The organism is Candidatus Berkiella aquae, from assembly GCF_001431295.2.
Classification (GTDB): domain Bacteria; phylum Pseudomonadota; class Gammaproteobacteria; order Berkiellales; family Berkiellaceae; genus Berkiella; species Berkiella aquae.
In genome coordinates this window covers 3,111,130-3,134,186 of the sequence record NZ_LKAJ02000001.1, presented here as the reverse complement: position 1 = coordinate 3,134,186, position 23,057 = coordinate 3,111,130, and the positions used below count along the sequence as shown (strand labels likewise).

24 protein-coding genes are annotated in these 23,057 nt (G+C 41.2%); 13 read left to right on the top strand and 11 right to left on the bottom strand.

The genetic code is table 11. The features are described from left to right. The first annotated feature begins 4 nt into the window (after positions 1-4). The 3 genes from ileS to ispH are packed head-to-tail and all read left to right on the top strand — an operon-like array spanning position 5 to position 4,354. Entirely contained in the window at positions 5-2,839 is a 2,835-nt protein-coding gene (gene ileS, locus HT99x_RS13765; RefSeq protein ID WP_445971438.1) for an isoleucine--tRNA ligase, read from the top strand. Then, positions 2,832-3,341: a signal peptidase II gene (gene lspA, locus HT99x_RS13760; protein WP_075065356.1), complete on the top strand. Its 510-nt coding sequence runs from the start codon at positions 2,832-2,834 to the stop codon at positions 3,339-3,341. Before ileS ends, lspA begins: the two co-directional genes overlap by 8 nt. A 29-nt stretch (positions 3,342-3,370) precedes the next feature. Next, positions 3,371-4,354 carry a 4-hydroxy-3-methylbut-2-enyl diphosphate reductase gene (gene ispH, locus HT99x_RS13755; protein WP_075065524.1) on the top strand — a complete coding sequence of 328 codons (984 nt, stop codon included), beginning with the start codon at positions 3,371-3,373 and terminating at the stop codon, positions 4,352-4,354. Between the two features lie 145 nt (positions 4,355-4,499). Here ispH and HT99x_RS13750 read toward each other — a convergent pair whose 3' ends face one another. The 11 genes from HT99x_RS13750 to HT99x_RS13700 form a co-directional block, all read right to left on the bottom strand. After that, the gene (locus tag HT99x_RS13750) at positions 4,500-4,901 is read right to left on the bottom strand and encodes a type IV pilin protein (RefSeq protein ID WP_075065357.1); all 402 of its coding nucleotides are present in this window, start codon (positions 4,899-4,901) and stop codon (positions 4,500-4,502) included. A gap of 17 nt (positions 4,902-4,918) precedes the next feature. Further along, the gene (locus tag HT99x_RS13745; protein WP_075065358.1) at positions 4,919-5,281 is read right to left on the bottom strand and encodes a hypothetical protein; all 363 of its coding nucleotides are present in this window, start codon (positions 5,279-5,281) and stop codon (positions 4,919-4,921) included. A gap of 20 nt (positions 5,282-5,301) precedes the next feature. Further along, the gene (locus tag HT99x_RS13740; protein WP_075065359.1) at positions 5,302-9,057 is read right to left on the bottom strand and encodes a pilus assembly protein; all 3,756 of its coding nucleotides are present in this window, start codon (positions 9,055-9,057) and stop codon (positions 5,302-5,304) included. A gap of 9 nt (positions 9,058-9,066) precedes the next feature. Next, positions 9,067-9,594 carry a PilX N-terminal domain-containing pilus assembly protein gene (locus HT99x_RS13735; protein WP_075065360.1) on the bottom strand — a complete coding sequence of 176 codons (528 nt, stop codon included), beginning with the start codon at positions 9,592-9,594 and terminating at the stop codon, positions 9,067-9,069. Between the two features lie 12 nt (positions 9,595-9,606). Beyond that, positions 9,607-10,407, bottom strand: a complete 801-nt coding sequence (locus tag HT99x_RS13730; RefSeq protein ID WP_259566788.1) for a PilW family protein — start codon at positions 10,405-10,407, stop codon at positions 9,607-9,609. Continuing rightward, positions 10,404-11,012, bottom strand: a complete 609-nt coding sequence (pilV, locus tag HT99x_RS13725) for a type IV pilus modification protein PilV (protein WP_075065362.1) — start codon at positions 11,010-11,012, stop codon at positions 10,404-10,406. Before pilV ends, HT99x_RS13730 begins: the two co-directional genes overlap by 4 nt. 114 nt (positions 11,013-11,126) lie before the next feature. Further along, a complete protein-coding gene (locus HT99x_RS13720) occupies positions 11,127-11,666 on the bottom strand; it encodes a GspH/FimT family pseudopilin (RefSeq protein WP_075065363.1) in 540 nt (179 codons plus the stop codon). Positions 11,667-11,727: 61 nt separating this feature from the next. After that, positions 11,728-12,201 carry a GspH/FimT family pseudopilin gene (locus HT99x_RS13715; protein WP_075065364.1) on the bottom strand — a complete coding sequence of 158 codons (474 nt, stop codon included), beginning with the start codon at positions 12,199-12,201 and terminating at the stop codon, positions 11,728-11,730. Beyond that, positions 12,191-13,516: a sigma 54-interacting transcriptional regulator gene (locus HT99x_RS13710; protein ID WP_075065365.1), complete on the bottom strand. Its 1,326-nt coding sequence runs from the start codon at positions 13,514-13,516 to the stop codon at positions 12,191-12,193. The genes HT99x_RS13715 and HT99x_RS13710 overlap by 11 nt, the downstream gene beginning before the upstream one ends. After that, the gene (locus HT99x_RS13705) at positions 13,516-15,126 is read right to left on the bottom strand and encodes an ATP-binding protein (protein WP_075065366.1); all 1,611 of its coding nucleotides are present in this window, start codon (positions 15,124-15,126) and stop codon (positions 13,516-13,518) included. Before HT99x_RS13705 ends, HT99x_RS13710 begins: the two co-directional genes overlap by 1 nt. A 27-nt stretch (positions 15,127-15,153) precedes the next feature. After that, entirely contained in the window at positions 15,154-15,405 is a 252-nt protein-coding gene (locus HT99x_RS13700) for a PP0621 family protein (protein WP_075065367.1), read from the bottom strand. A gap of 239 nt (positions 15,406-15,644) precedes the next feature. Between HT99x_RS13700 and HT99x_RS13695 the strand changes: the two genes are divergently transcribed. The 10 genes from HT99x_RS13695 (at position 15,645) to tolB (ending at position 23,018) form a co-directional block, all read left to right on the top strand. Beyond that, on the top strand, positions 15,645-15,926 hold the full coding sequence (locus HT99x_RS13695; RefSeq protein ID WP_075065368.1) for an FmdB family zinc ribbon protein: 282 nt from the start codon (positions 15,645-15,647) through the stop codon (positions 15,924-15,926). Then, positions 15,926-16,360, top strand: coding sequence for a dihydroneopterin triphosphate diphosphatase (gene nudB, locus HT99x_RS13690; protein ID WP_075065369.1), 435 nt, complete (start codon positions 15,926-15,928; stop codon positions 16,358-16,360). The genes HT99x_RS13695 and nudB overlap by 1 nt, the downstream gene beginning before the upstream one ends. Position 16,361: 1 nt before the next feature. Beyond that, positions 16,362-17,105 (top strand): YebC/PmpR family DNA-binding transcriptional regulator, encoded by a 744-nt coding sequence (locus HT99x_RS13685; RefSeq protein WP_075065370.1) that lies wholly within the window; start codon positions 16,362-16,364, stop codon positions 17,103-17,105. A gap of 11 nt (positions 17,106-17,116) precedes the next feature. Further along, positions 17,117-17,677 (top strand): crossover junction endodeoxyribonuclease RuvC, encoded by a 561-nt coding sequence (gene ruvC, locus HT99x_RS13680; protein WP_083482795.1) that lies wholly within the window; start codon positions 17,117-17,119, stop codon positions 17,675-17,677. After that, on the top strand, positions 17,655-18,260 hold the full coding sequence (gene ruvA, locus HT99x_RS13675; protein WP_075065371.1) for a Holliday junction branch migration protein RuvA: 606 nt from the start codon (positions 17,655-17,657) through the stop codon (positions 18,258-18,260). Before ruvC ends, ruvA begins: the two co-directional genes overlap by 23 nt. After that, positions 18,257-19,279 carry a Holliday junction branch migration DNA helicase RuvB gene (gene ruvB / locus HT99x_RS13670; RefSeq protein ID WP_075065372.1) on the top strand — a complete coding sequence of 341 codons (1,023 nt, stop codon included), beginning with the start codon at positions 18,257-18,259 and terminating at the stop codon, positions 19,277-19,279. The genes ruvA and ruvB overlap by 4 nt, the downstream gene beginning before the upstream one ends. Positions 19,280-19,499: 220 nt before the next feature. Continuing rightward, positions 19,500-20,219, top strand: coding sequence for a protein TolQ (gene tolQ, locus HT99x_RS13665; protein ID WP_075065373.1), 720 nt, complete (start codon positions 19,500-19,502; stop codon positions 20,217-20,219). Between the two features lie 11 nt (positions 20,220-20,230). Beyond that, positions 20,231-20,662: a protein TolR gene (gene tolR, locus HT99x_RS13660; protein WP_075065374.1), complete on the top strand. Its 432-nt coding sequence runs from the start codon at positions 20,231-20,233 to the stop codon at positions 20,660-20,662. Positions 20,663-20,667: 5 nt separating this feature from the next. Continuing rightward, positions 20,668-21,537: a cell envelope integrity protein TolA gene (gene tolA, locus HT99x_RS13655; RefSeq protein WP_075065375.1), complete on the top strand. Its 870-nt coding sequence runs from the start codon at positions 20,668-20,670 to the stop codon at positions 21,535-21,537. A 98-nt stretch (positions 21,538-21,635) separates the two neighbouring features. Then, positions 21,636-23,018 carry a Tol-Pal system beta propeller repeat protein TolB gene (gene tolB / locus HT99x_RS13650; RefSeq protein WP_375338925.1) on the top strand — a complete coding sequence of 461 codons (1,383 nt, stop codon included), beginning with the start codon at positions 21,636-21,638 and terminating at the stop codon, positions 23,016-23,018. The last annotated feature ends 39 nt before the right edge of the window (positions 23,019-23,057 follow it).

Genomic DNA, 23,057 nt, shown 5'->3' with positions numbered 1-23,057 from the left:
AGAAATGATGAAAACCGATTATAAAAACACTTTAAATTTACCAACGACGGCTTTTCCGATGAAGGCAAATTTGCCACAAAAAGAACCAGAACGTTTAGCAAAATGGCAAAGCATGGATTGGTATCGGTTAGCACGAGAAAAAAGTAAAGGACGAAAAAAATATATTTTACATCTTGGCCCTCCGTATGCGAATGGTGATATTCATATTGGACATGCGGTTACCACTATCTTGAAAGATATGGTTGTCAAATCCAAAATGCTAAGCGGTTATGATGCACCATTAGTTCCAGGATGGGATTGCCATGGCTTGCCAATCGAAGTCAATGTAGAAAAAAAGATTGGTCTTGCCAATGTTGATGTCCCGCCTAAAGTTTTTCGTGAAAAATGTCGTGAATATGCGGAATCACAAATTGCTTTGCAAAAAGCTTCATTTATTCGCTTAGGTATTTTAGCAGATTGGGATAACCCGTATAAGACAATGGATTTTGCTTATGAAGCAGATATTGTTCGTTCTATCGGAGATATTTTAAAACAAGGTCACCTTCAGCGTGGAGCGAAACCGGTCCATTGGTGTACGCAATGCGGTTCTGCATTAGCAGAAGCAGAAGTGGAATACCAAAATAAAACCTCACCTGCAATCGATGTTTGTTTTCGAATTCATGATTTAGAGGCATTGTCTTCTGCGCTCAATCTATCATCATTGCCTATTAAAAATGCAGCCTTGGTGATTTGGACCACAACGCCTTGGACTTTACCTGCAAACCAAGCGGTTACGTTACACCCTGATCTTGATTATGTATTAGTAAAGGGCAAGTTTGCGAATGATGTTGAAGCGATATGCGTCTTAGAAGCTTTGCTTGAAAACTGTATGGCTCGATATGAATGCCAAGATTATGAAGTCTTAGCAGCCTTTAAAGGTCGACAATTAGAAAAACACGCTCTTGAACATCCATTTTATGATCGTTTAGTCCCTGTTATTGTGGGGGAGCATGTTACCGTTGATGCAGGTACAGGCGCGGTTCACACGGCACCCGCTCATGGTTTGGAAGATTATCAAATCAGCATGCAATATGGCTTAAAGATCGAAACGGAAGTTGATAGTAGAGGATGTTTTTTTGCTGAAACACCGATTGTTGGTGGTATGCACGTCTTTAAAGCAAATGACAAAGTCATTGAAGTATTAAGAGAAAAAAATAATTTACTTCATGCAACCACATTGAATCATAGTTATCCACATTGTTGGCGTCATAAAACACCTTTGATATTTCGTGCAACAGCGCAATGGTTTATAAGCATGCAAGCCAAGGGATTGCGTCAAAATGCAATACGTGAAATCGAGAAAGTAAAATGGGTGCCGGAGTGGGGTGCATCTCGTATTCAATTAATGGTGCAAGATAGACCTGATTGGTGTATTTCAAGACAAAGAACATGGGGAACCCCCTTACCATTTGTATTACATAAACAAACGGGTACACTACATCCGCAAATGCAAGAAATTATTGAAATTGTTGCCAAGGGTATCGAGCAACAAGGTATTGAAGCTTGGCATGAATTAGATATTAACACCTTACCCTTTAGCGATATCGCGCAATATGAAAAATCACAAGATACGTTAGATGTTTGGTTTGATTCTGGCGTGAGCCATACGGCCGTTCTAAAGAAACGTCCTGAATTACAATTCCCTGCTGATTTGTATCTAGAAGGTTCTGATCAACATCGTGGATGGTTCCAGTCTTCATTACTTAGCAGTGTTGCAATGATGAATGAAGCCTCTTACCGCACAGTGCTCACACACGGTTTTACCGTAGATGCGCAAGGGCGAAAGATGTCTAAATCTCTCGGTAATGTCGTGGCCCCTGATAAAGTATTAAAAACGTTAGGAGCCGATATCTTAAGACTATGGGTCAGTGCCACTGATTATAAAGGCGAAATCCATGTATCAGATGAAATATTGAATCGCACCGCCGATGCTTATCGTCGGATCCGCAATACGATGCGTTTCTTACTCGCCAATTTAGATGGTTTTTCACCGAAAGAACATCTGGTGCAGGCGCAGCAGTTAGTTGCTTTGGATGCGTGGATTATTGATATGGCTGCGCAGCTACAACAAGAAATCATCAGTGCTTATGATAGCTTCCAATTCCATTTGATTTATCAAAAGGTGCATAACTTTTGTGTCGTTGAGTTGGGTAGTTTCTATTTAGATGTTATCAAAGATAGACAATACACGACCAAGCGCCATGGATTACCCAGACGTTCTGCACAAACCGCGATGTATTATTTGGCACATTGTTTAACACGTTGGTTAGCGCCCATTTTAAGTTTTACGGCCGAAGAAATATGGGAAGTGCTTCCTGATGCGGATGAAGCATCGGTTTTCTTGACACAGTGGCGCGAAGATATGCCAAGACTTGCGAAGCCGCATGCCATGGATAATGATTTTTGGCACAGCATTATGTTTGTGCGCGATCAAGTCAATAAAGCGTTAGAAGCGCAGCGAGCAGCCGGCAAAATAGGGGCGCCTCTTGATGCCGAAGTCTTTCTTTATGCTCAAGGTGAGCTTTTGACAAAACTGCAATCATTAAAGGATGAGTTACGTTTTATTCTGATTACCTCCGATGCGGTGGTTAAACCGCTGCAGGAAAAATCAGAATTAGCGACTCAAACCGAAAGCGAAGATTTGTGGGTTTGGGTGAAATTGAGTGAGCATGAAAAATGTGTGCGTTGTTGGCATCATCGTGAAGATGTTAACCAATCAACTGAATTCCCGGAAATTTGTGGTCGTTGTGTTGAAAATATCACGCAAGAAAGCACAGGAGAAATAAGACACTATGCTTAAAACGGATGCAATCAATATCACAGCAAAAAATTCAGTTTACCCATGGTTTGGTCTAAGCGGACTTCTTTTATTGTTAGATCAATTAAGCAAATGGTGGGTTGTCAATCATATTGCATTTGGGGAATTCGTTTCTCTAATTCCTTCATTTTCACTGACATTGACTTACAATACCGGTATTGCTTTTAGCTTGTTTAGCCAACAAGCCGCATTGGGGAAATGGTTGTTAATTTCTTTTACTTTGTTTATTAGCACCATCATTGCTATTTGGTTAGCACAAACGCCACGTGAGCAAAAATGGAATAGACTGGCCTTAGCCATGATTTTAGGAGGTGCTTTAGGAAATATTTGTGACCGTATTTTCTATGGGCATGTTATTGATTTTATCGACTTCTATTTCAAAAATTGGCATTGGTATACATTTAATTTAGCAGATTGTTTTATTACGATTGGCGCAGTGATGACGATATTCTCGTTAATTTTTTCTAAAGAAACACAGAGCTAGGATTGATTATGTTGTTAAATTCAGAACCAATTACTATCTATTTAGCGAATCCAAGAGGCTTTTGCGCAGGCGTTGAGCGTGCTATCGATATTGTAGAAGCGGCATTGGAGAAATTTGGTGCTCCCATCTATGTAAGGCATGAGGTGGTGCATAATCGTTTTGTGGTAGATAGTTTGAAATCAAGAGGCGCTATTTTTGTTGATGAGCTTGATAATATCCCAGAAGGTAGCACGGTTATTTTTAGTGCACATGGCGTATCACAACAAGTTCGTGAAGAAGCACAAAAACGCGGTTTTACCATGGTTCTTGATGCGACTTGTCCCCTAGTCACTAAAGTTCACATGGAAGTAGTCCGTCAAAGTAAAAAAGGACATGAATGTATTTTGATTGGCCATGCAGGACATGCCGAAGTAGAAGGCACCTTAGGACAATACAAAAACCCAGAAGGTGCCATTTATTTAGTTGAAGATTTAAAAGATGTTGATGCCTTAATCGTTAAAAATCCTGAACATCTTTCTTATATGACTCAAACAACCCTTTCGGTTGAGGATACGCAGCAAATCATTAATGCCTTGAAAGTAAAATTTCCGATGATTCAAGGCCCAAGAAGAGATGATATCTGTTATGCAACACAAAATCGTCAAGATGCCGTGAAGGTATTGGCAGAAAAAGCGGATGTTGTTTTAGTGGTTGGCTCAGTTAACAGTTCTAATTCCAATCGTTTGCGAGAATTATCTGAACAATTAGGGACGCCAGCTTATTTATTAGATAAACCAGAAATGATTGAATGGGATTGGTTTGAAGGTGTTAATTCCATTGGTATTACCGCAGGCGCTTCAGCACCTGATGTGCTAGTAAAAGCGGTGATTGATTCTTTGGAACAACATTTAGAAGTGGCAGCAATAGAAGAAGTCAAAGGGATTGAAGAAAATGTTTCTTTTGCGATGCCACGTGAACTGCGCGAAGTGAAAATTACCAATCATTTTAAAATAGAAGATTTGGTTGAAACCTAACCGCGTACTACCTCAATTATCAGGAGCGTCCATTTTTTAGACAAGTTTGAACGAAAAAGATGTCGAGAAAGCGCAGCATACATCAGGTATGTGAGCATTTTGAGATACCTTTTTCGTTCAAAATTGGCCAAAAAGGGGCGTTCCTTTAACGTTGCCAGCAGTCTGAGTTCGGCCCTTTCACATTGGTATTTGTTAACGTAAGCGCACCACAACTATCGGCTGCTTGCGCACCGGTTGGTGTCGCTGTTAAGGTGTAAGAAGTGCCGGTTAAGGCACTAATGCTTAAAGTGTAATAGCCTTCTTGCGAAGAAGCATTGGTTAAACCAATTCCTGTTACGGTTGCTCCGGTATAACTATTATTTTCGGTGTAGTAATGCTCCATGTAAATTGCCATGTTTAATAAGGCAGCTTTGCCATCTGCACGACGTGTGCGATTGATATAATCGGTATAAGCTGGGTAAGCAATGGCCGCAAGTATGCCAACGATAACGACAGCAACCATCAGCTCCATTAAAGAAAATCCTTTTGAATAACGAAAATTGCGCATCTTACTTCCTTTTGCAGTTAATAGTTCATGGTGACATCAGATAAAATTCTGATACGCTTAATAACTGGTAATTGTTCAGGTTTACCATCAGAGCCTGGTGTGCTGCTCATAATTTTTAAATGACTATTACTATCAGTCCAAAATTCTATTTGTTGACCTGCCTTTATTGCATTTTCTCCTGCAGCAATGTGGTGTTTGGTTTGAATTTGCAACCTGTCAGCGAGGCCATATTCCTTTTGCCCAATCATGACTTTCTTCTCTTCTATACTAAATGACATGATAGTGCCAGTGCCCGTCGGTGTTTCGGGAGTGGCGTTGCTGGTAAGAGGAAGCAAGCCCAAACAAAGACTCATACCTAGTAAGAAAATGATTGTTTTCATTCATCGCTCCTTATGAGGCTCTAGTAAATTTGGCGCCAATTTTGTCGCCCTGAATTGTTTCCCGGATTTTCAATTACCGTGCTCAATCCTTGCGAGCCACTAGTGACTTTGACTTCTTTTGTTTTATCGCTACTGACTAGAACGGTTGGTGTTCCCGTAATACCAGATGCAGATTTCACACCCGCTGCTTTTACTGTGAGTGTTTGGCCCGAAATCGTCACTGTCAAATAATCTTGTTGGCTGAATGTGCCATCATTATTCGTATCAAAAGGTGAAAACAAAGGCGCTCCCCCAGTTGCGGCATCGATTTCCATCAGCCAGCTACTGCCACCATAATCACAAGGGTTGCTTGAGGGAGCCATCGTGGTAAAAATAACATTGCCATTGCGCAAAATGGGTTGGCTGATTTGTCGTTCTCCGTTGTTTGAGCTATTAACATATAAATTGAGATACCAACCCAGGTTGGTACTCCAATTGAGTGCATTACTTGAAACAACACGATAAGTATTGGAATTGGAAGTGACTTCAGCCAGAATCTGTTGTTGAACTAAGCCACTTTTTGCAACGGTTGCACCTTGTAATTTATCCCAAATACCATAGAAACTTTGAGTACTTTGATTAGAGGTCGTATTATCAGCAAGCTCGAGGTATTTCCCTGTGCCAAAATAGACCATGACACCATAATTGAGTCCATTAGGATGTGCACCGACAACAGGCGGGGCTGTAATCGGTTGATCTCCGGCTGTGGTATTACTCGCGGTAAAAAGTAAGGTTGCATTGTTTTTCCAATTAGTCGGGGTGGTGTTTCTTAAATCAAATTTCCACATATTCCCTTTCAGATCACCGGCATAAACATAATCAACAATATAATCACCATCAACATCGACCGCATAAGGTGTGCTAAGTCCATTCGGGGTAGTTAGATTGGTGGGGCCGACAGGAATTTTGATATAACTCTGATCCGCAACCCAGGCACCATTTGCTCCTTGTTCAATAAATAAGATGAACAAGGCTGCTCTACCGGTAGTGCTGGCATTACCATCGGCGACAGTACTGTTGTACCCGTTATTGACAATAATGGCCCACTTACTTTGATTCAAACCAGTTCTTACTTTGGCAATAACGGGTTGGCCTTGCACATAACCAAAATCGGGGTCGTTCACATCACTAAATTCAAATAAGTAAATACTAGCGGCATTTGCTTCGGTAAAATTATTGGGATTGGTCACATCTAATGCATAAAGTGATTGGCCACCATTGCCTAATCCAGAGGCAATAATGGTATGCCATGCACTATTATAAAAAACATCGGCATCAATGGGAGAGCCATCATTAAAATACACATGTTGATAAGGAGTAATGCTAAGATAGGGTAAGTTTCGAAAAATTTGCGAATTTCCACTGATATAGGACATTTTTTCTGCCCCATCCGTTGCCGAGAAAGCATGAAGCATGCCATCGTTAGCACCGACATACACTAACGGTAATCGTGTTCGGTAGGATGAAACAAAGCTACTATAGGGAGCCGTTTCCATGCTATCCGGATAAGTGCGACTAGGAGGCCCCACGTAAATAGGTGCGGAATCAACAATGTCCCCTAAAATGCTAGTACGATCTCTGAAAGAATAACTACCACCGTATTGTGTTTCTTGCGTACGTTCGCCTCTTAAGTAATTGAGTAATTGTTGGCCGTAAGCCTGATTTGCACTGATTTGCGAAGTCGTTGTTGTATTGGCAGGGTATGGCGCTTGACTTAAAAAATTCGCCAAATTAGTGGGTAAAGCATTACTGACTTTATAACTTGTATAATTACTTGGCCAGCGAAAAGCAATACCATTATTTGCGCCAGTCCAGTTTCGAGTGATGATGACTCGATTATTCGCTGCAATACCGGTCGTAGTACTCGAAGTCTGGTTACAAGTACCACCTGTAAGAGCACATGAAGCACTCCAGCTTGGCGTCGTCGCTAATTGATTATTAACACCAATATTATAGGCGAGTAGATCGCCAGTCCAATTATTGGTATTAAAGAGAGCTTGGAATACTTGGGAACTTGAATTAAGTAAGGTTGAATTTTGTGCCGCCGGCGCAGCAGAGGAGCTACGCGCAGTAATGGTTGCAAAGACGTTGCTTAGTGCTGTTGAAATGGAAGCAGCACTTTGGGCACTCAGATAGGAACCTTTACTATTAAAGGCTGCATGCCATAAGTCATCAACTTTTTCAGCATCACTATTAAAAGGATTCCCCCAATTACCATTAACTGCCAAAGGTGGATTTGGCCAACCATCACCATCGGTATCAACCAAGAGTCCATTAATATTAAAACCAATCGTAAAAGTAACCATATGTTGGTATGTTGCTGGATCGGTAGCGGTTGGCAGGACTTGATTGGCTAATGAGCTTAAATCCGTGATGTAATAATAGCGTGCCACATCAGCAAGCGTTTGTGATATACCATCCCTGTCACTATCGCCGACATAGCTAGGGCCTGTTGTGTCATTCCAAAAACCGTCAGTCACTAATATTGTAAAGTTTTGTTGACAAGGGTAAATAATCGGGCTCGTTGTATTCGAAAGCGTACCATTATAATATTGGCCAGCTCTTGCTAATCCTGTACGCAATGGCGTTCCTAAAGCTTGCCAAGTAAAGCCATAGAGTGAATTGACCAGATTCTGATTTTGCGTAGCATAGTCAGTGTTGCTTGGCATTTGAATAAAAAGACTATTATTAATCACATTCAGTCCATATCGATAACTGCCAAAGCGATTAATCACACTACCAATGGCATTTTTAGCAACAAATGATCGACGACGATTATATTGATACCAATTGGCAAAATTAGTTTGCGCATCAGCGAGCGTTCGACAACCTGGCTGTCCTGTGCTGGTGTAAGCTAAACTGCCGTTAAAGACTTGAGTAACAAGATCTTTATTTCCTAACACGTTATAACATGCGGTAGAACTTGATAAGGTTGCTTTGAGTGTTTGGGTTGCATTAAGACCAAGCGCATTGGGGTTATAGGTGATAGAATAAACTTGTGCGTTACTGGAGTTTAGCTGAACGCGTACGTGACTATCCCATAAATCAATAATGCCATTAGGTGTAGCGGTGGCATTCACACTCAGTGCACGAAGAGGGCGCTGATCAGCAGGATCAAAACCACGATCATCAATCCATACTTCATAAACGCTTCCTGATAAATTTCGTGTGGCAGTATAACCTGATTGACTTTGATCAGGATTACTACGAGCAGCAGTGAAACTGGCATTAGCACACGCGGTGCCCACATTTAAACAAGGTCCAATCCAAGGTGTAAAAGTTGAACTTGGATCATAATAAATCGAGTTTAAGTCAACGGAATAAACCCGCCATTCTTTAGTGCCAGCGCTGGAACAGGCTTCGATTGCATTATAGGTATCGGAACTGCAACTATCTGAATAAAGATTATCATTATTAGCATACATATAGGTAAAAGAACGATAGTTCCCATTAGCATAACTTCTGATCAAGCCATCATCTGAACCATAGGAGCCACAAATAGGATTAAGCGAATATATTCCCGTCGCATTGGGATCATAGGCGCAAAAATTCCAATAAGAACCAACTGACATTTCCCAATCCATAGAGCCAGAATCATCGAGTTCGAAAAAAATATTAGGTGGCACAAAAGAGGCAGCAAACAATGGAGTTTGGGTTAGGTTTAGCGTAGCGGCATTCGACAATGCCGAAAAGCCACTCAGTGCAATGAGGATGATAAAATTCAATACTTTTTTCATGGCAGTCACCTAATTGAACTGCGTTGAATAAATTGACTGCAAATTGATTTGCGCATTGGCGGTTGCGCCGGTTCCTCGTGCATTAACACGATACAGATAATATCCTTGTCCTCTTCCTGCTGCATCGGGTGATAATTCATAGGGAACAAATCCATAATATTCGATGATGTATCTAGGTTGTGCGACCACACCGTAAATGGTGCCAGAAAAAGATTTTGCATTAGTTTGCCACCAACTACTGGATTGTGAATAAGGTGCAGCTAGGGTATTGGCTTGCCAGACATTGCAAGGACTACTGGAACAAGTTGAAACAGGCACAGGTGGCGTTGTTTGCGCGGTGAGCCAAGATTCACCTTCTGCGAGTGATGCTTCAGATGCTTCAAAAGCGGTGGTGCTGTCACGTAAATTTTGTGTTAATTTTTCACTGAGTGCGGTTGAATTCATCGCAGACACACCTATCATGGTCAAGATGAGCAAGAAAATCAGACCAACGATAAGAACCATCCCTTTTTGTTGGAGTTTAAGGTTGATGTTCATGTTCTCATCCTCCTAAAAAGGTTTACTCAATTGATTTCTTAATAAAACAGTAAAAATCACGGGTTGCCTTAAATACTTATCATTTGCTGCGGTATAAGCAGTGCCTAAAAGATTATAAGTAATGGCATTTGCATTCGGCCTAATAGGATCATCTGAACGAAGTAGCAATGCAATACGAACGCTAACGACGCGACTCATATCTAAACCAGAAAAATTGGCAGGTACATAACGATCGGCGGAATTATCATTATTGAGATCCTCGCCAAATAAAACGTGAAAATTCTCAACTCCGTTAATTAATATTTGAGTATTATTAGAAGGAGAAGCACTAGGATTGTTAGTTTGGCATTGTAATTCACTATTGGCAGTTAGTGAAAAAGTGCTTGAAGCAACGACATTAGAATCGATGGCAAAATTTAAGCAATCACGGATAGTGCCATCAGGCGTGCCTGCGCCATTTCCGCTTCCTTGGTAACGTATTGTTAAAGCATCACTGCCATTAAGGCCGGTATTATTCGTGCCGGTTACATAGGGAGCGGTACTAGGGAAAATCGTGCTCATTGCAGGGAAGGCAGTATTGGCAGGCGGAGCACTTCGATAACCCGCTAATCGTACGGTACGAGATAAATATTGTGTTGTGAAACGTCCATTTTCTTGCAGCTGTGAAAAGCCGCTGCCTAAGTTGTAACTATTTTTATTATTGAGAAATATTTGCAATACGCCAGCCAATAACAACAAACTTAGGGTAATCGCTATCAATGCTTCGATAAGCGAAAAACCTTGATTACATTTTTGCATCATATTCATTTTCATAATGAAAAACTCATCACATATCGATGTGTTGTGCCAGGGCTATTCGCATCGACTCTTTCAACCCACCATATTTTTATTGCAAAAATAGGTTTGCCAGCGATAGCAACAACATTATCACATCCTGGATTGGAAGGCGTACCATCATTGGGAGTGCTGTCGATACATACAACGCCCGTGCCCGACGGCAGAGCTGCTGGCGTTGCTGGACTCCAGCCGGTTGCGCTACTGCCACCTAAATTAGCATACCATTCATAAAAATCATGAGCGGCCATTTGCGCTGCCGTGCATTGTACATTTGCATTATTGCCAGAAGAATCCTTGCCTAAGCAATTAGGATTTCCTGTTGCACTTTTTGATGGATTATTATAAGGGCTTGTGACTCCCAAAGAAGTTGCTGCAACATTCGTGCGCATTCTGTCTGCCATGTCATTGGCTTGAATTGTTGCAACGGTTCTTAGGAGAGAATCATGATTTAAACGAAGCCCCATCACTTGTAAGCTAGCTAAACCAAGCAATCCTATAGAAAAAACCACAATCGCGATTAACACTTCAAGTAACGTGAAGCCAGCTATTTTATATAGACTCTCACATCTGAGTGGTTGCATTGTTTCATTCCATAGAAAAGAATTAGCTTAATCATAGTTTATAAAAGAAAGATGCCCTAAGAGGGAAGTTAAGATAAGAGAAATGAATAGGCCGATAAGAGGAATGCTTTACCATTAAGGACAATTGCTCTTGGTCACCGTGACACGTCCGGTCATAGAAATATTTAAGCTACGAGCATAAGGTCCCTGACAACCTGTTGCGCTGATATTAAAGGTTAAATTACTGGTATTTGTGCCAGCAAATCCAGCACTATTATAGTTAGCTAATGATGTACTTGGTGATGTCGTAATATTTGGAGTTGCGCCAGAAAAGCTTTGCGTGCGTAATAATACTTGCGCACTGTTGCTAGCAGAGTAATTAGTATTTGCGTTAGGATTCACAAAAATAAGCCAACCTTGATTCCAGTCGTTGCCACAGCCACTAAATGTTTGATCAGCTGCAGGACAAAGTGAAACATTCGCTCCGCGTTTAATCGCTTCAGAACGGGCATAATTAAGTGAAATCATCAGATCGTTGCTTGTCGCGACGGTTAAATTATTTTGGATAATAGAGTAAAAAGAAGGAATGGCAATTGCCATGACAATAGCCAGAACGAGAATGGTTATTAGCAACTCAATGAGCGTAAAACCACGTTTTGTAAATTTCTTATGCATACTCCATTAGATAGCGTATATTGGCTGTACTTGCCAGTCGTTTGAGCAAGCACGTTTATTTTTAAGCACCGCAAATCAGACGAATGCGTCCACTATCATAAAGGACAATCTTCGATGATTTTTCGCCATGAATATGAAATGTAGTGCGGTTTAAACATCGCCCGTCCCCTGTAAATTGAACTATTACAGGTTGGTATGTTTGAATATCACTACGGGAATGAGTGTTTTCATATCGCAGTATTGTAATGTCTTGTGCAGAAGCAGAAGGATGATAAAAAACCATATAACCTTTTGACCAATCCGCTGTGCAATCATGCTGATTGAGTGTGGGACAAACCTGTATTAATTGATTATGCTTAATGGCAACCTGCCTAGCATAGGTTAAGGTTTGAAAAAAACGGTACGCATCATCTTGTGAAACCATGCGTGATAACAACGGACTAAAGTTCGTTTGGCATAACATGAAGAGGATGCTGATGATTAATAAAGTAACGAGCAGCTCCAACAAAGTAAAACCACGATTATTATTTGGCATCGCTATCTAAGCCTATCTTTTTTAATCGGTAGCGCAAGGTTCGAAAGCTAATGCCAAGCAGTTTTGCAGCAGCCGTTTTATTGCCGTGCGCTTTCTCTAAAGCATCTAAAATAACTTGTCTTTCCATAGAAATGAGATAATCATCCAGCCCTAATTCCGTTTGTTGTTCTATGGTTTGCGCTTGATGAGGTAAATGTAAATCATGCAATGTAATGTGTTTGCCATCACTGAGCGTTAAGGCTCGTTCAAGGATATTTTCTAACTCTCTAACGTTACCTGGATAATTGTAATCACACAGTATCTCAATCGCTTCATTGTCTAAAGTAGGTGGCGTTTGAGTACTATTTGCAGCAATTTTGGTAAGGATATGCGTGGTGAGCAGAGGAATATCTTCTTTGCGTTCTTGAAGACTAGGCACTCTCAGTTCAATCACATTCAAGCGATAGAAAAGATCTTGGCGAAAAAGATTCTGCTGAACAAGATGATGTAAATTTTTGTGAGTTGCACACAGGATACGCACATCAACAGCCATTTCTTGATTGCTTCCAAGTGGTCGAATGGCTTTTTCTTGAATGGCGCGTAATAATTTCACTTGCATCGCGATAGGTAAATCAGCAACTTCATCGAGGAATAAAGTACCTTTATGGGCAGCTTTGAAAAAACCCATTTTATCAAAATGAGCGCCTGTAAAACTGCCTTTAAGAAATCCAAAAAATTCACTTTCCATTAATTCTTGTGGAATGGCACCACAATTCACAGGAATGAAAGGTCCTTCCTGACGAGAACCACTTTGATGGATAATTCTAGCGACTAATTCTTTACCACAACCCGACGGTCCGCTGATATAGACAGGCGCTTGAGAGCGGGCTAGTTTTGCAATTTGTTGCCTTAATGTCTGCAAAATAGCGGATTGACCAATAAGCTGCTCTTGCAGATCATTATGAGTATTGGCGTTTAATTTTAGGGCTCCGGAAACGATATCGCGTAATTGATTTAAATCAACTGGTTTAGAAATGCAATCAAAAGCTCCTAACTTAAGCGCTTTAACGGCTGTTTCCATATTGCCGTGTGCTGTAATCACCGCAATAGGCATTTGCGGATAATGCGTTTGTACGAAGGAAACCAGATCTAAACCATTACCGTCACCTAATCGCATATCGGTAAGACAGATATCAAAAGTTCGAGTGGCTAGTAGTTTTTTTGCCTCTTTAATGCTTTGAACGGAAAGGGCATTAATTGACATTCTTCTAAGTGTGATTTCAAGCAGTTGGCAGATATCCGGTTCATCATCAATGATGAGTGCGAGGGGTTCCATTACGTGTTTGCCTCTCCTTTGGGAAATGTCAGTCTAAATTGTGAACCATCTTGATGATGAGTCGATACATAATCAAGTCTGGTGCCATTCATTTGGCTCAGCTCTTTAGCGATATATAATCCAAGTCCAGAGCCATTATTTTCAGTTGAGAAAAAGGGTTCGAAAATATGCTTAGCCACTTCAGTTGATATTCCCTCGCCATCGTCAATGACATCTAAAATAATCATAGGTGGGGATTCTGATAAAAAAACCCGTAAAATGAGAGAAGCCTGACCATGTTTTTTAAAGCTATAACGCAAACCATTTTCACATAAATTAATTAATATTTGGGTTAATTGACTGGGGTCGACATTAACTTGCAAATCATTTTTATCAGCAGTGAGCGTGATTTTGGGAGCACCTATATTTTGAATTGAAAGATCTTTGATAAATTGTTGAAGCCAGGGCACTAAAGCTATTTTTTCTGTTCTAGCAGGCTTACGACCTGACAACGATAATACATTCTGGATCACGGTATTCATTCTATTACAATGTTGCTTAATCATATTGACCAATTGTTGATCTTCTGGGATGAGCATTTGTGATTCTGCAAGTAATTGTGCGGCATGGCTTACAGTGCCCAATGGGTTACGTAGCTCGTGTGCAATATTCGCTGTCAAATGTCCTAAAGAAGCTAATTTTAAATCTTGTGCTCGTCTGGTTTCAGATTCAATGTCATTGAGAAATACCAGTGTTCCCGAAGGCAATCCCTTCCCTAATGGATAGAAATTAAGACGTAATTCGGGACCGCCGGGTCTTAGTTGTAAAATGATGGAGTTTTTCTGCTCTTTCAACCACTTTGCAAAGCATTGCTGAAAAGTGACTGGTAAATCATAGAGTGTATCATGCTTTGGAAAATCTTGCAGTTCAAGTAATGTTCTTGCAGCAACATTAATCAGGCGAATATGGTAACGTTGATCGAATACTAAAACCCCATCATGCATTGCAGAAATAATATGTGCATTCAATTGTTGTGAAGTGGCGAGTTGTTGTGCTTGGCTTTCAACTAATTGTTGGTTGCGTCTGGCTCGTAAAGAGAGAATGTTGGTCACAATGGAGGTTACTAAAATAGCACAGCCAAGTAATCCGACTTGAGTGTAGGTATTGATAGTGACCTTTTCAGTTAAGAGATTATAGCTGTGTTCGTAGAATAACAAGATAGCAGCGGATGCGGCGCTTAAAAGAGAATATTTTCCGGGAAATAAAAGACTGTGTCCCGCAGCAATAACAATCAGTAAGATCCCAACCCCAGAGATGACGCCTCCGGTTGCGTGCATAAGAACAATTAAGGCAACTACGTCAATAAAAATGGGAACATTGGCTTGCCAGTCATAACTGCGTTTAAACAGCAAAGAGCAAACGAGGAAAACTAGGCTCGCACAGAAGTAAAATAGGCTGGCTTGTTGATATAAAGAGCGATCAACGATGCCAAAGAATTGAGCATCTAAATTAAACTTGATGAGACTCACAAAGCCAATGGCTAATATAATGCGGTAGAGATTGAATAATTGTAATGACTGCCACAGATAGGCTTGCAGATCCGATCTCTGAAAAGGGATTGCTGGTGTCAAGTGGAGCTCCTTCTCCTATAGGTTTGATTATTGTGAAAGAGAAGCATGCTCCTCGCAACAGTAAAAATGTTCTTCTCGAATGATAGCGCGATTTTTGGGGAAAAATGTATGGCAGTACGCGCATTCAATTAATTTTTCACTGACGATGTTTGTTGAGGTTCCTGTGGTAGGAGGCTGTAAATGACTTAGCCATTTGAGCAAGCGCCGCTTCAAGAACCATAGAACCCCCCAAGCGATTAACGCTAAAATACCTAATATCATCAATAAACGAACGAGCATAGTCAGATCCTTTAAATATATTGCTAGTTAACTTAGTTATTAATTAACAGAGCAAGACTTGCTATCCCCTTTTGGAGAAGGAGATGGCACAATGTCGGCCAAAATTATTTTTAGTTTAGGTGTTAAATTTACCCACTCTTATGTTGTCTCAATAGAATTCAATAAAGGGTGCCAGTATAAAGTGAAATGACGCGGAACTGAATATTATTCAGACAATTACATGACTTAGAGGTTTTTCTATGCCAATTTATCAATATCGATGCCTAGATTGCGGCCAAGAGCAAGAATTGTTACTTAAAATTGATGAAATACCGAGTACGCCATGTGTTCAGTGCCAATCTATGGCTCTGGAAAAATGCGTGACAGCACCCAGTTTTCGTTTGAAGGGGGGGGGTTATTACGCAACCGATGAAATCCCTAAGTCTAAACAACGTAATGTCGCAAGCTCTGCCAATGAGGGTGAAAGTAAAGTCGCAGCACCTTCTTGTCAAAAGGCTGCTTGTAATCATTCTTCACACTAATGACGAAGCGACCAGAATCTGTATTAGTGATTGTTTTTACGCCCCAAGCGGATGTTTTATTATTACAAAGGGCTGATTATCCTAGCTTTTGGCAGTCAGTGACCGGTAGTTTAGAAGCAGATGAAATGCCGTTAGAGGCAGCGTGGCGTGAATTGAAAGAAGAAACGGCCTTAGGTATTGAAAATGGCATTATGAAAGATTGTCATTTGGCTAATTGGTTTGAGATTTACCCTCAATGGCGACATCGTTATGCGCCATCGGTGACTCAAAATAAAGAACATGTATTTACTTTTGAGATACCCAAAATAATACCGATTACCTTAAGCCATGAGCACATAGGATATCGCTGGTTAGACAATAACCAAGCATATCAGCTTGCATCATCGCCAAGTAATCAAGAAGCAATCAAGACATTGATAAAGGGGAATGAATAACATGGCAGGTCATAGTAAATGGGCTAATATTAAGCATCGTAAAGGTGCTCAAGATGCAAAGCGTGGAAAAATCTTTACAAAGCTCATCCGCGAAATTACGGTTTCTGCTAAAATAAGTTCGGATGTTAATTCAAATCCCAGATTGCGAATAGCCATTGCTAAAGCGCTTAGCAATAACATGACACGTGATACGATTGATCGTGCGATTAAGCGTGGTGCGGGCGGTGAAGATAACCAAGATTTAGTAGAAATACGCTATGAAGGATATGGCCCCAATGGGGTTGCTATCATGGTTGATTGTTTAACCGATAATCGTAATCGAACGGTTTCAGAGGTTCGCCATGCTTTTACCAAAATGGGTGGTAATTTAGGCACCGATGGTTCAGTTGCATACCTTTTCACCAAAATGGGGCAGCTGGTATTTGCAAAAGGGGTTGATGAAGACAAATTAATGGAAATCGCGATAGAAGCAGGCGCTGACGATGTTGTTGCTCAAGCTGATGGTAGCTATATCGTCAATACTTCCCCAGACCTATTTGCAGAAGTACAAGATGCCATGAAAGCGGCAGGTTTTACGGCTGATGAAGGTGAAATTACCATGGTGCCCTCAATGTCTGTGAAATTAAATTTAGAAGATGCTCAGCAGTTTATGAAGATGGTTGACATGTTGGAAGATCTGGATGATGTGCAAGAAGTTTATTCCAATGCAGATATTCCTGAAGAAATAGGCGCACAACTGGCATAAGGAAGGCATCTTTGCCTGTAACCAGAAGAATACTTGGTATTGATCCTGGCTCGCGTATCACGGGAGTTGGGATCATTGAAAAAAATGAGAAAGAAGCACCTCAATGTCTTTTCGGTGGGTGTATTCGCTTAACTGCCCCTGAAGAATCTATGCGTTTAGGCAGTTTGTTTGCCGAGATTCAAACATTGGTTCAAACCTATCAGCCAACGGAAATAGCAATTGAACAAGTCTTTGTGAATAAAAACGTGCGCTCAGCGTTGAAATTAGGTCAAGCAAGAGGCGTTGCCATTGCGGCAGTGATGCAAGCCAATTTAATGGTTTATGAGTATGCACCTCGGCAAATCAAGCAAGCCATTACAGGGAGTGGTGCTGCAGATAAAAGCCAAATCCAACATATGGTGCAAGTTTTATTATCACTAGAACAAAAACCACAAGTCGATGCATCTGATGCGCTAGCAGTTGCACTTTGTCATTTGCATACCGATTTAACAGCGCAAAAAGTCAGTCGAAAAAGCACTCATCGTCGTAATCGCTTAGCATGGGAATCATATGATAGGACAACTTCGCGGTAAGATAATTGAAAAAAATCCCCCTTTTTTACTCATTGATGTCAATGGGGTGGGTTATATTGTGCAGACACCGTTATCCACTTTTTTTGTATTACCGGAGATAGGGCAAGAGACTGTATTGCGAACGCATATGGTGGTGCGAGAAGATGCGCAATTACTTTATGGCTTTGCCACGCATGATGAATGCTATCTTTTTCAAGAATTGATTAAAACCAATGGTGTAGGACCTAAAATTGCCTTAGCCATTTTGTCTGGATTATCACCTTCTGAATTGATAGAAATTTTGGCGTGTGAAGAAGTGGGGCGTTTACAAAGGCTGCCTGGTATTGGTGCAAAAACAGCACAGCGCATTATTGTTGAGATGAAAGATAGATTAGGTAAAATGGTATTATCTACGCCACCTAAGAATTTATCGCCAGCGTTATTATCGAAAGCGCAAGATCCTGAACAAGAAGCAATCGCTGCGCTCATTGCATTGGGTTATAAACCCCAAGAGGCAAATAAAGCGGTTGCGAGAGTCGAAGACAAATCGTTAAATTGTGAATCGATTTTAAGAGAAGCCTTACAAGGACTTGCTAAAGTATGAGTAGCCAAATAACCGATCGGATTGTGTCGCAAGGTGTGCGTGGGCAAGAGCCTAGTCATGAAATAGCGATAAGGCCTCAAACTTTAGCGGACTACACAGGCCAAGATGCGGTTTGCGAACAACTTCATATTTTTATTGAAGCAGCCAGAAGACGTCAGGAAGCATTGGATCATGTATTGATATTTGGGCCACCTGGTTTAGGAAAAACAACCTTATCAAATATTATTGCCAATGAATTGAATGTTAATATTAAACAAACCTCAGGGCCTGTTATTGAGCGTCCTGGAGATTTAGCTGCTATTTTAACGAACTTACAGCCTAAAGATGTCTTGTTTATTGATGAAATTCATCGCTTAAGCCCAGTGATTGAAGAAGTGCTTTATCCTGCGATGGAAGATTATCAAATTGATATCATGATAGGAGAAGGGCCTGCTGCTCGCTCTATCAAATTGGATCTGCCACCCTTTACGCTAATTGGCGCGACAACCAGAGCGGGTATGTTAACGTCACCACTGCGTGACCGCTTTGGGATTGTGCAACGACTTGAATTTTATAATGCGGCTGATTTGAAAAAAATTGTATTGCGCTCAGCGCAGGTCTTGGGCATTACGATGACAGATGAAGGGGCTTATGAAATTGCGCGCCGTTCGCGTGGTACACCCAGAATTGCAAACCGATTATTGCGGCGTGTTCGGGATGTGGCTGAAGTCGAAGGTCAAGGTAAGATCACGGAATTATTAGCCAAGCAAGCCTTAGCATTATTAGAAGTGGATGAACAAGGTTTTGACGTATTGGATAGAAAATTGCTGCAAGTTGCAGTCGATAAATTTCATGGTGGCCCCGTGGGGATTGATAGTTTGGCAGCCGCGATAGGTGAAGCCAAAGATACAATTGAAGATGTGATTGAACCTTATTTGATTCAGCAAGGTTTTATGATTCGAACGCCACGTGGTCGGGTGCTCACGGCTAAAACCTATACGCATCTAGGATTGCCTGTGCCACAGAATGAGTTAACTTGATTTCCCATGTTGAGAAATATTTGAGTTTGGTAGCTTGAATTGATATTTTGGAGTATCTATTCAGTATCCAAAATGAACCTTGGGGAATGTTCATTTTTGATGAATAGTGACACTTTGGAAAGGTTAAGTTACTTTCATCTTTAGACTAAGCAAACTATGATATCTTCAGGTGATACATCGGTTTTAAAGGCCAAAGGGCCGTATTGAGGGAGTTAAAAGCGTGAATACTGACTTATCATTACTAAGTTTATTTACTGATGCCAGCGCATTGGTAAAAATAGTGATGTTGATTCTATTAGGGCTTTCAATCGTTTCCTGGACACTCATATTCCAGCGAGGCTATGCGCTTTTCCAAGCTCAGAAATTGTTTGATGCATTTCAAAAACGATTCAAAACAACCACCGATCTGAATCGCCTCTACGATTATTTGGCACGTCGCATCAACAATGACGGCGTTGAAGAGGTCGTGAGAGCGGGTTTTCGTGAATTTGTTCGGCTGTATAAACAAGAGATTGGTCAAGAAGCAGTGATGGTTGCGACAGAGCGCGCAATGCGAGTCGCTTTAGCGCGAGAAGAAGAATCTTTAGAACAGCATTTACCTTTTCTTGCAACGGTGGGCTCCATCAGTGTTTATATCGGCTTGTTTGGTACTGTCTGGGGTATTATGACGGCATTTCGTGCCTTAGGTAGCATGCAACAAGCAACCTTGGCGATGGTAGCGCCGGGCATCTCCGAAGCATTGGTGGCAACCGCATTGGGATTATTTGCGGCGATTCCTGCAGTATTTGCTTATAACCGCTTCTCTGCACATACACAAAAAATGATTCGTGGTTATGATACCTTAGCAGAAGAATTTTCAGGAGCATTGAATCGCAGATTGCACTCGCAATCTTGGCAAGAGACCTCAGAAACGCAACCTAAAGAAGCATTAGTAGATTAAAAGGGTGGAATATGCTGAGAAAGCAGTATTCTAAGAAAAAATTAGTTGCAGAAATTAATGTTGTGCCCTACATCGACGTGATGTTGGTTTTATTGGTCATTTTTATTGTGACGGCGCCATTATTGCAACAAGGCGTTTCAGTTGATTTGCCTCAGGCAAGTGCAAAAGCATTGCCAAGCAATGAAAAAGAACCGATTGTCGTCAGTGTTGATAAGGAAGGACGCTATTATCTTAATATTTCTGAAAGTCCTTCTGCGGTGATTGATCATCAATCGTTAACCGCACATGTGATGTCTGATTTGGAAAAAAATCCAAAACGTCGCATTTTGGTTAAAGCGGATAAACAAGTTGATTATGGCAAAGTGATTGGCGCGATGGTGCTTTTGCAAAAAGCCGGTGCACCCAGCGTGGGTTTAGTGACGCAAGATGATCAAAAAGGGTAATCATTGTGCGTAAAAGTGGTTCGCAAAAGATATCGTTTGGGTTAGCCGTTGGTTTGCATATTGTGCTAATCCTTTTGCTGGTTATTAGTTTTGAACACACCATCTATCTTCCTGCCATGAATCAACCCGATGAAAATAAAGAAGTCATCGATGCGGTTGTTGTGAATAAGAAAAGTTTGCAAGATGAAATCGACAGGCTGGCTGAACTCGAAGCTAAAAGAAAACAGCAGGAGCAGGCTAAAAAGCAAGAGCTCATTCGCAAAGAAGAAGAAGCCAAAGAAAAGCGTGAAAAAGAAGAGAAGCTATTAGTTGAGCTTAAAAAGAAAAATGAGCAGCTTAAAAAAGAAGCTGAGCTACAACGCGTTGCGAAAGAAAAGCAAGAGCAAGAATTAAAAGAAAAAGTGAAAGCAGAACAAGAAAAATTAAAGAAAATTCAAAAACAAAAAGAAGAAGCAGAATTAGCGGCGAAGAACAAAGCGATAGTTGAGCAAAAAGCACAAGAATTAGCCAAACAGCAAGAAGCGGCTCGTAAGAAAGAGCAAGCTTTGGCCGATGAGCAAGCCAAAAGAGCGGCAAGCAACAATAAAGCAGAAATCGATAAATGTATGTTGGCTTTGCGTAATCGATTACATCAGCATTGGCGTCAACCCTTGGGATTAAATTTCAATAATCTCTCTTGCAAAATTGAAGTACGTTTGATGCCAACAGGTGATGTGATTGATGCGACGATTGTGCAATCAAGTGGCAGTGTTGAATTTGATAGATCAGCTGAAATTGCGGTTAAGAAAGCTTCTCCGTTGCCGATGCCAACCGACCCTGCATTGGCGAGTGAATTTAGACAGTTTACCTTTACATTTCGTCCGGAGGGCGCGTGAATACTCGAACCATTTTGAACCTATGCTGTGTTGCCTACGCTCACTCACAGAAGTCATGTATTAAGTATACACTCCTTCTGATTCGTTCACTTGGCGCCTTGCCTAGGCTCAAACTGATTCGAGTATTTTTCGCCATTTTGCTCTGCATATCGTTTGGGGGTGCCAATGCGCGCCTGAATATTGAAATCAACCAAGGGATGGTTGCGGGTGTGCCTATTGCAGTAACCAATAGCGCAGAAGAAACCGCCTTACGCCGTTCAGGCTATGGCGCCGCTTTTGAAGAATTAGCTGGTGTGGTTCGTAATGATTTAAGAATGAGTGGCCGTTTTGAACCGCTTTTCCCAGAGCAATTACCGCGTGTTAACAATGTGCAACAAGAATTAGATGCGGGATTATGGCAGCAAGCTCGTGTTGAAAACGTGGTGTTAGGAACGGTTAAACCAGAGGCAGGCGATCGATTTGCGGTTAGTTTTAAATTGTTAGATGTCTACAAAGCACAATCAGGTGCGTCAGGGCAGCTTAACAATGGCGAATTAACACGAGTAGAAAACACGGTATTACTCAGCAAAACCTACCATGGCATCAGTCGTAAAGATTTTCGTGCATTAGCGCATCGCATTAGTGACGATATTTATGAAAAATTAACTGGGATCCGCGGTGCTTTTTCAACGCGAATTGCTTATGTGATGGTGGTGCGCGCTTTTGATGGTTCACATTATAGTCTTGAAGTGGCTGATGCGGATGGTTATGGCCCTGTTGCATTAGTCAAATCGAAAGAACCGATTATGTCGCCTTCATGGTCACCCGATGGCAGACAAATTGCTTTTGTTTCGTTTGAAAAAAATCGTGCTGAAATTTATCTCATTGAAGTGGCAACAGGTAAACGTCGCTTATTATCAAAATTCCCAGGCATTAATGGCGCACCGGCTTGGTCACCCAATGGCCGACAACTGGCGGTGGTGTTATCCAAAGAAGGTAGTCCGAAGATTTTCTTATGGGATATGGATACACAAAATATTACACAAATTACCGATGGTTATTCGATTGATACCGAGCCTGCTTGGTCAAAAGATGGTCGTTCGCTATATTTCACATCAAATCGTGGTGGCAAACCGCAAATTTATTGCATGGATATGTCCACGCGAAAAATTAATCGCGTGACCTTCGTTGGCAATTATAATGCGCGTCCGATGTTGACTTCGGATGGTAAATATTTAGTGATGATGCATCGTGAAGAAGGGCAGCGTCAGTTCCATATTGCGAGTCAGGATTTAGCCACGGGAGAGGTTAGTGTCCTAACCCATGCGTTTTTAGATGAATCACCCACCTTGTCTCCTAACGGCGCTATGGTACTCTATGGCACGCAAGAAGGCGATCGTCAAATTTTAAGCTTAGTCACGCTAGATGGTAGAGGTCAATTACGTCTGCCAGCACGTGAAGGTAGCGTACAAGAGCCAGCTTGGTCACCGTTTCTATCTTGAGATAGAATAGCGGTTTGCAAATTTATAAAAATTAGTTAA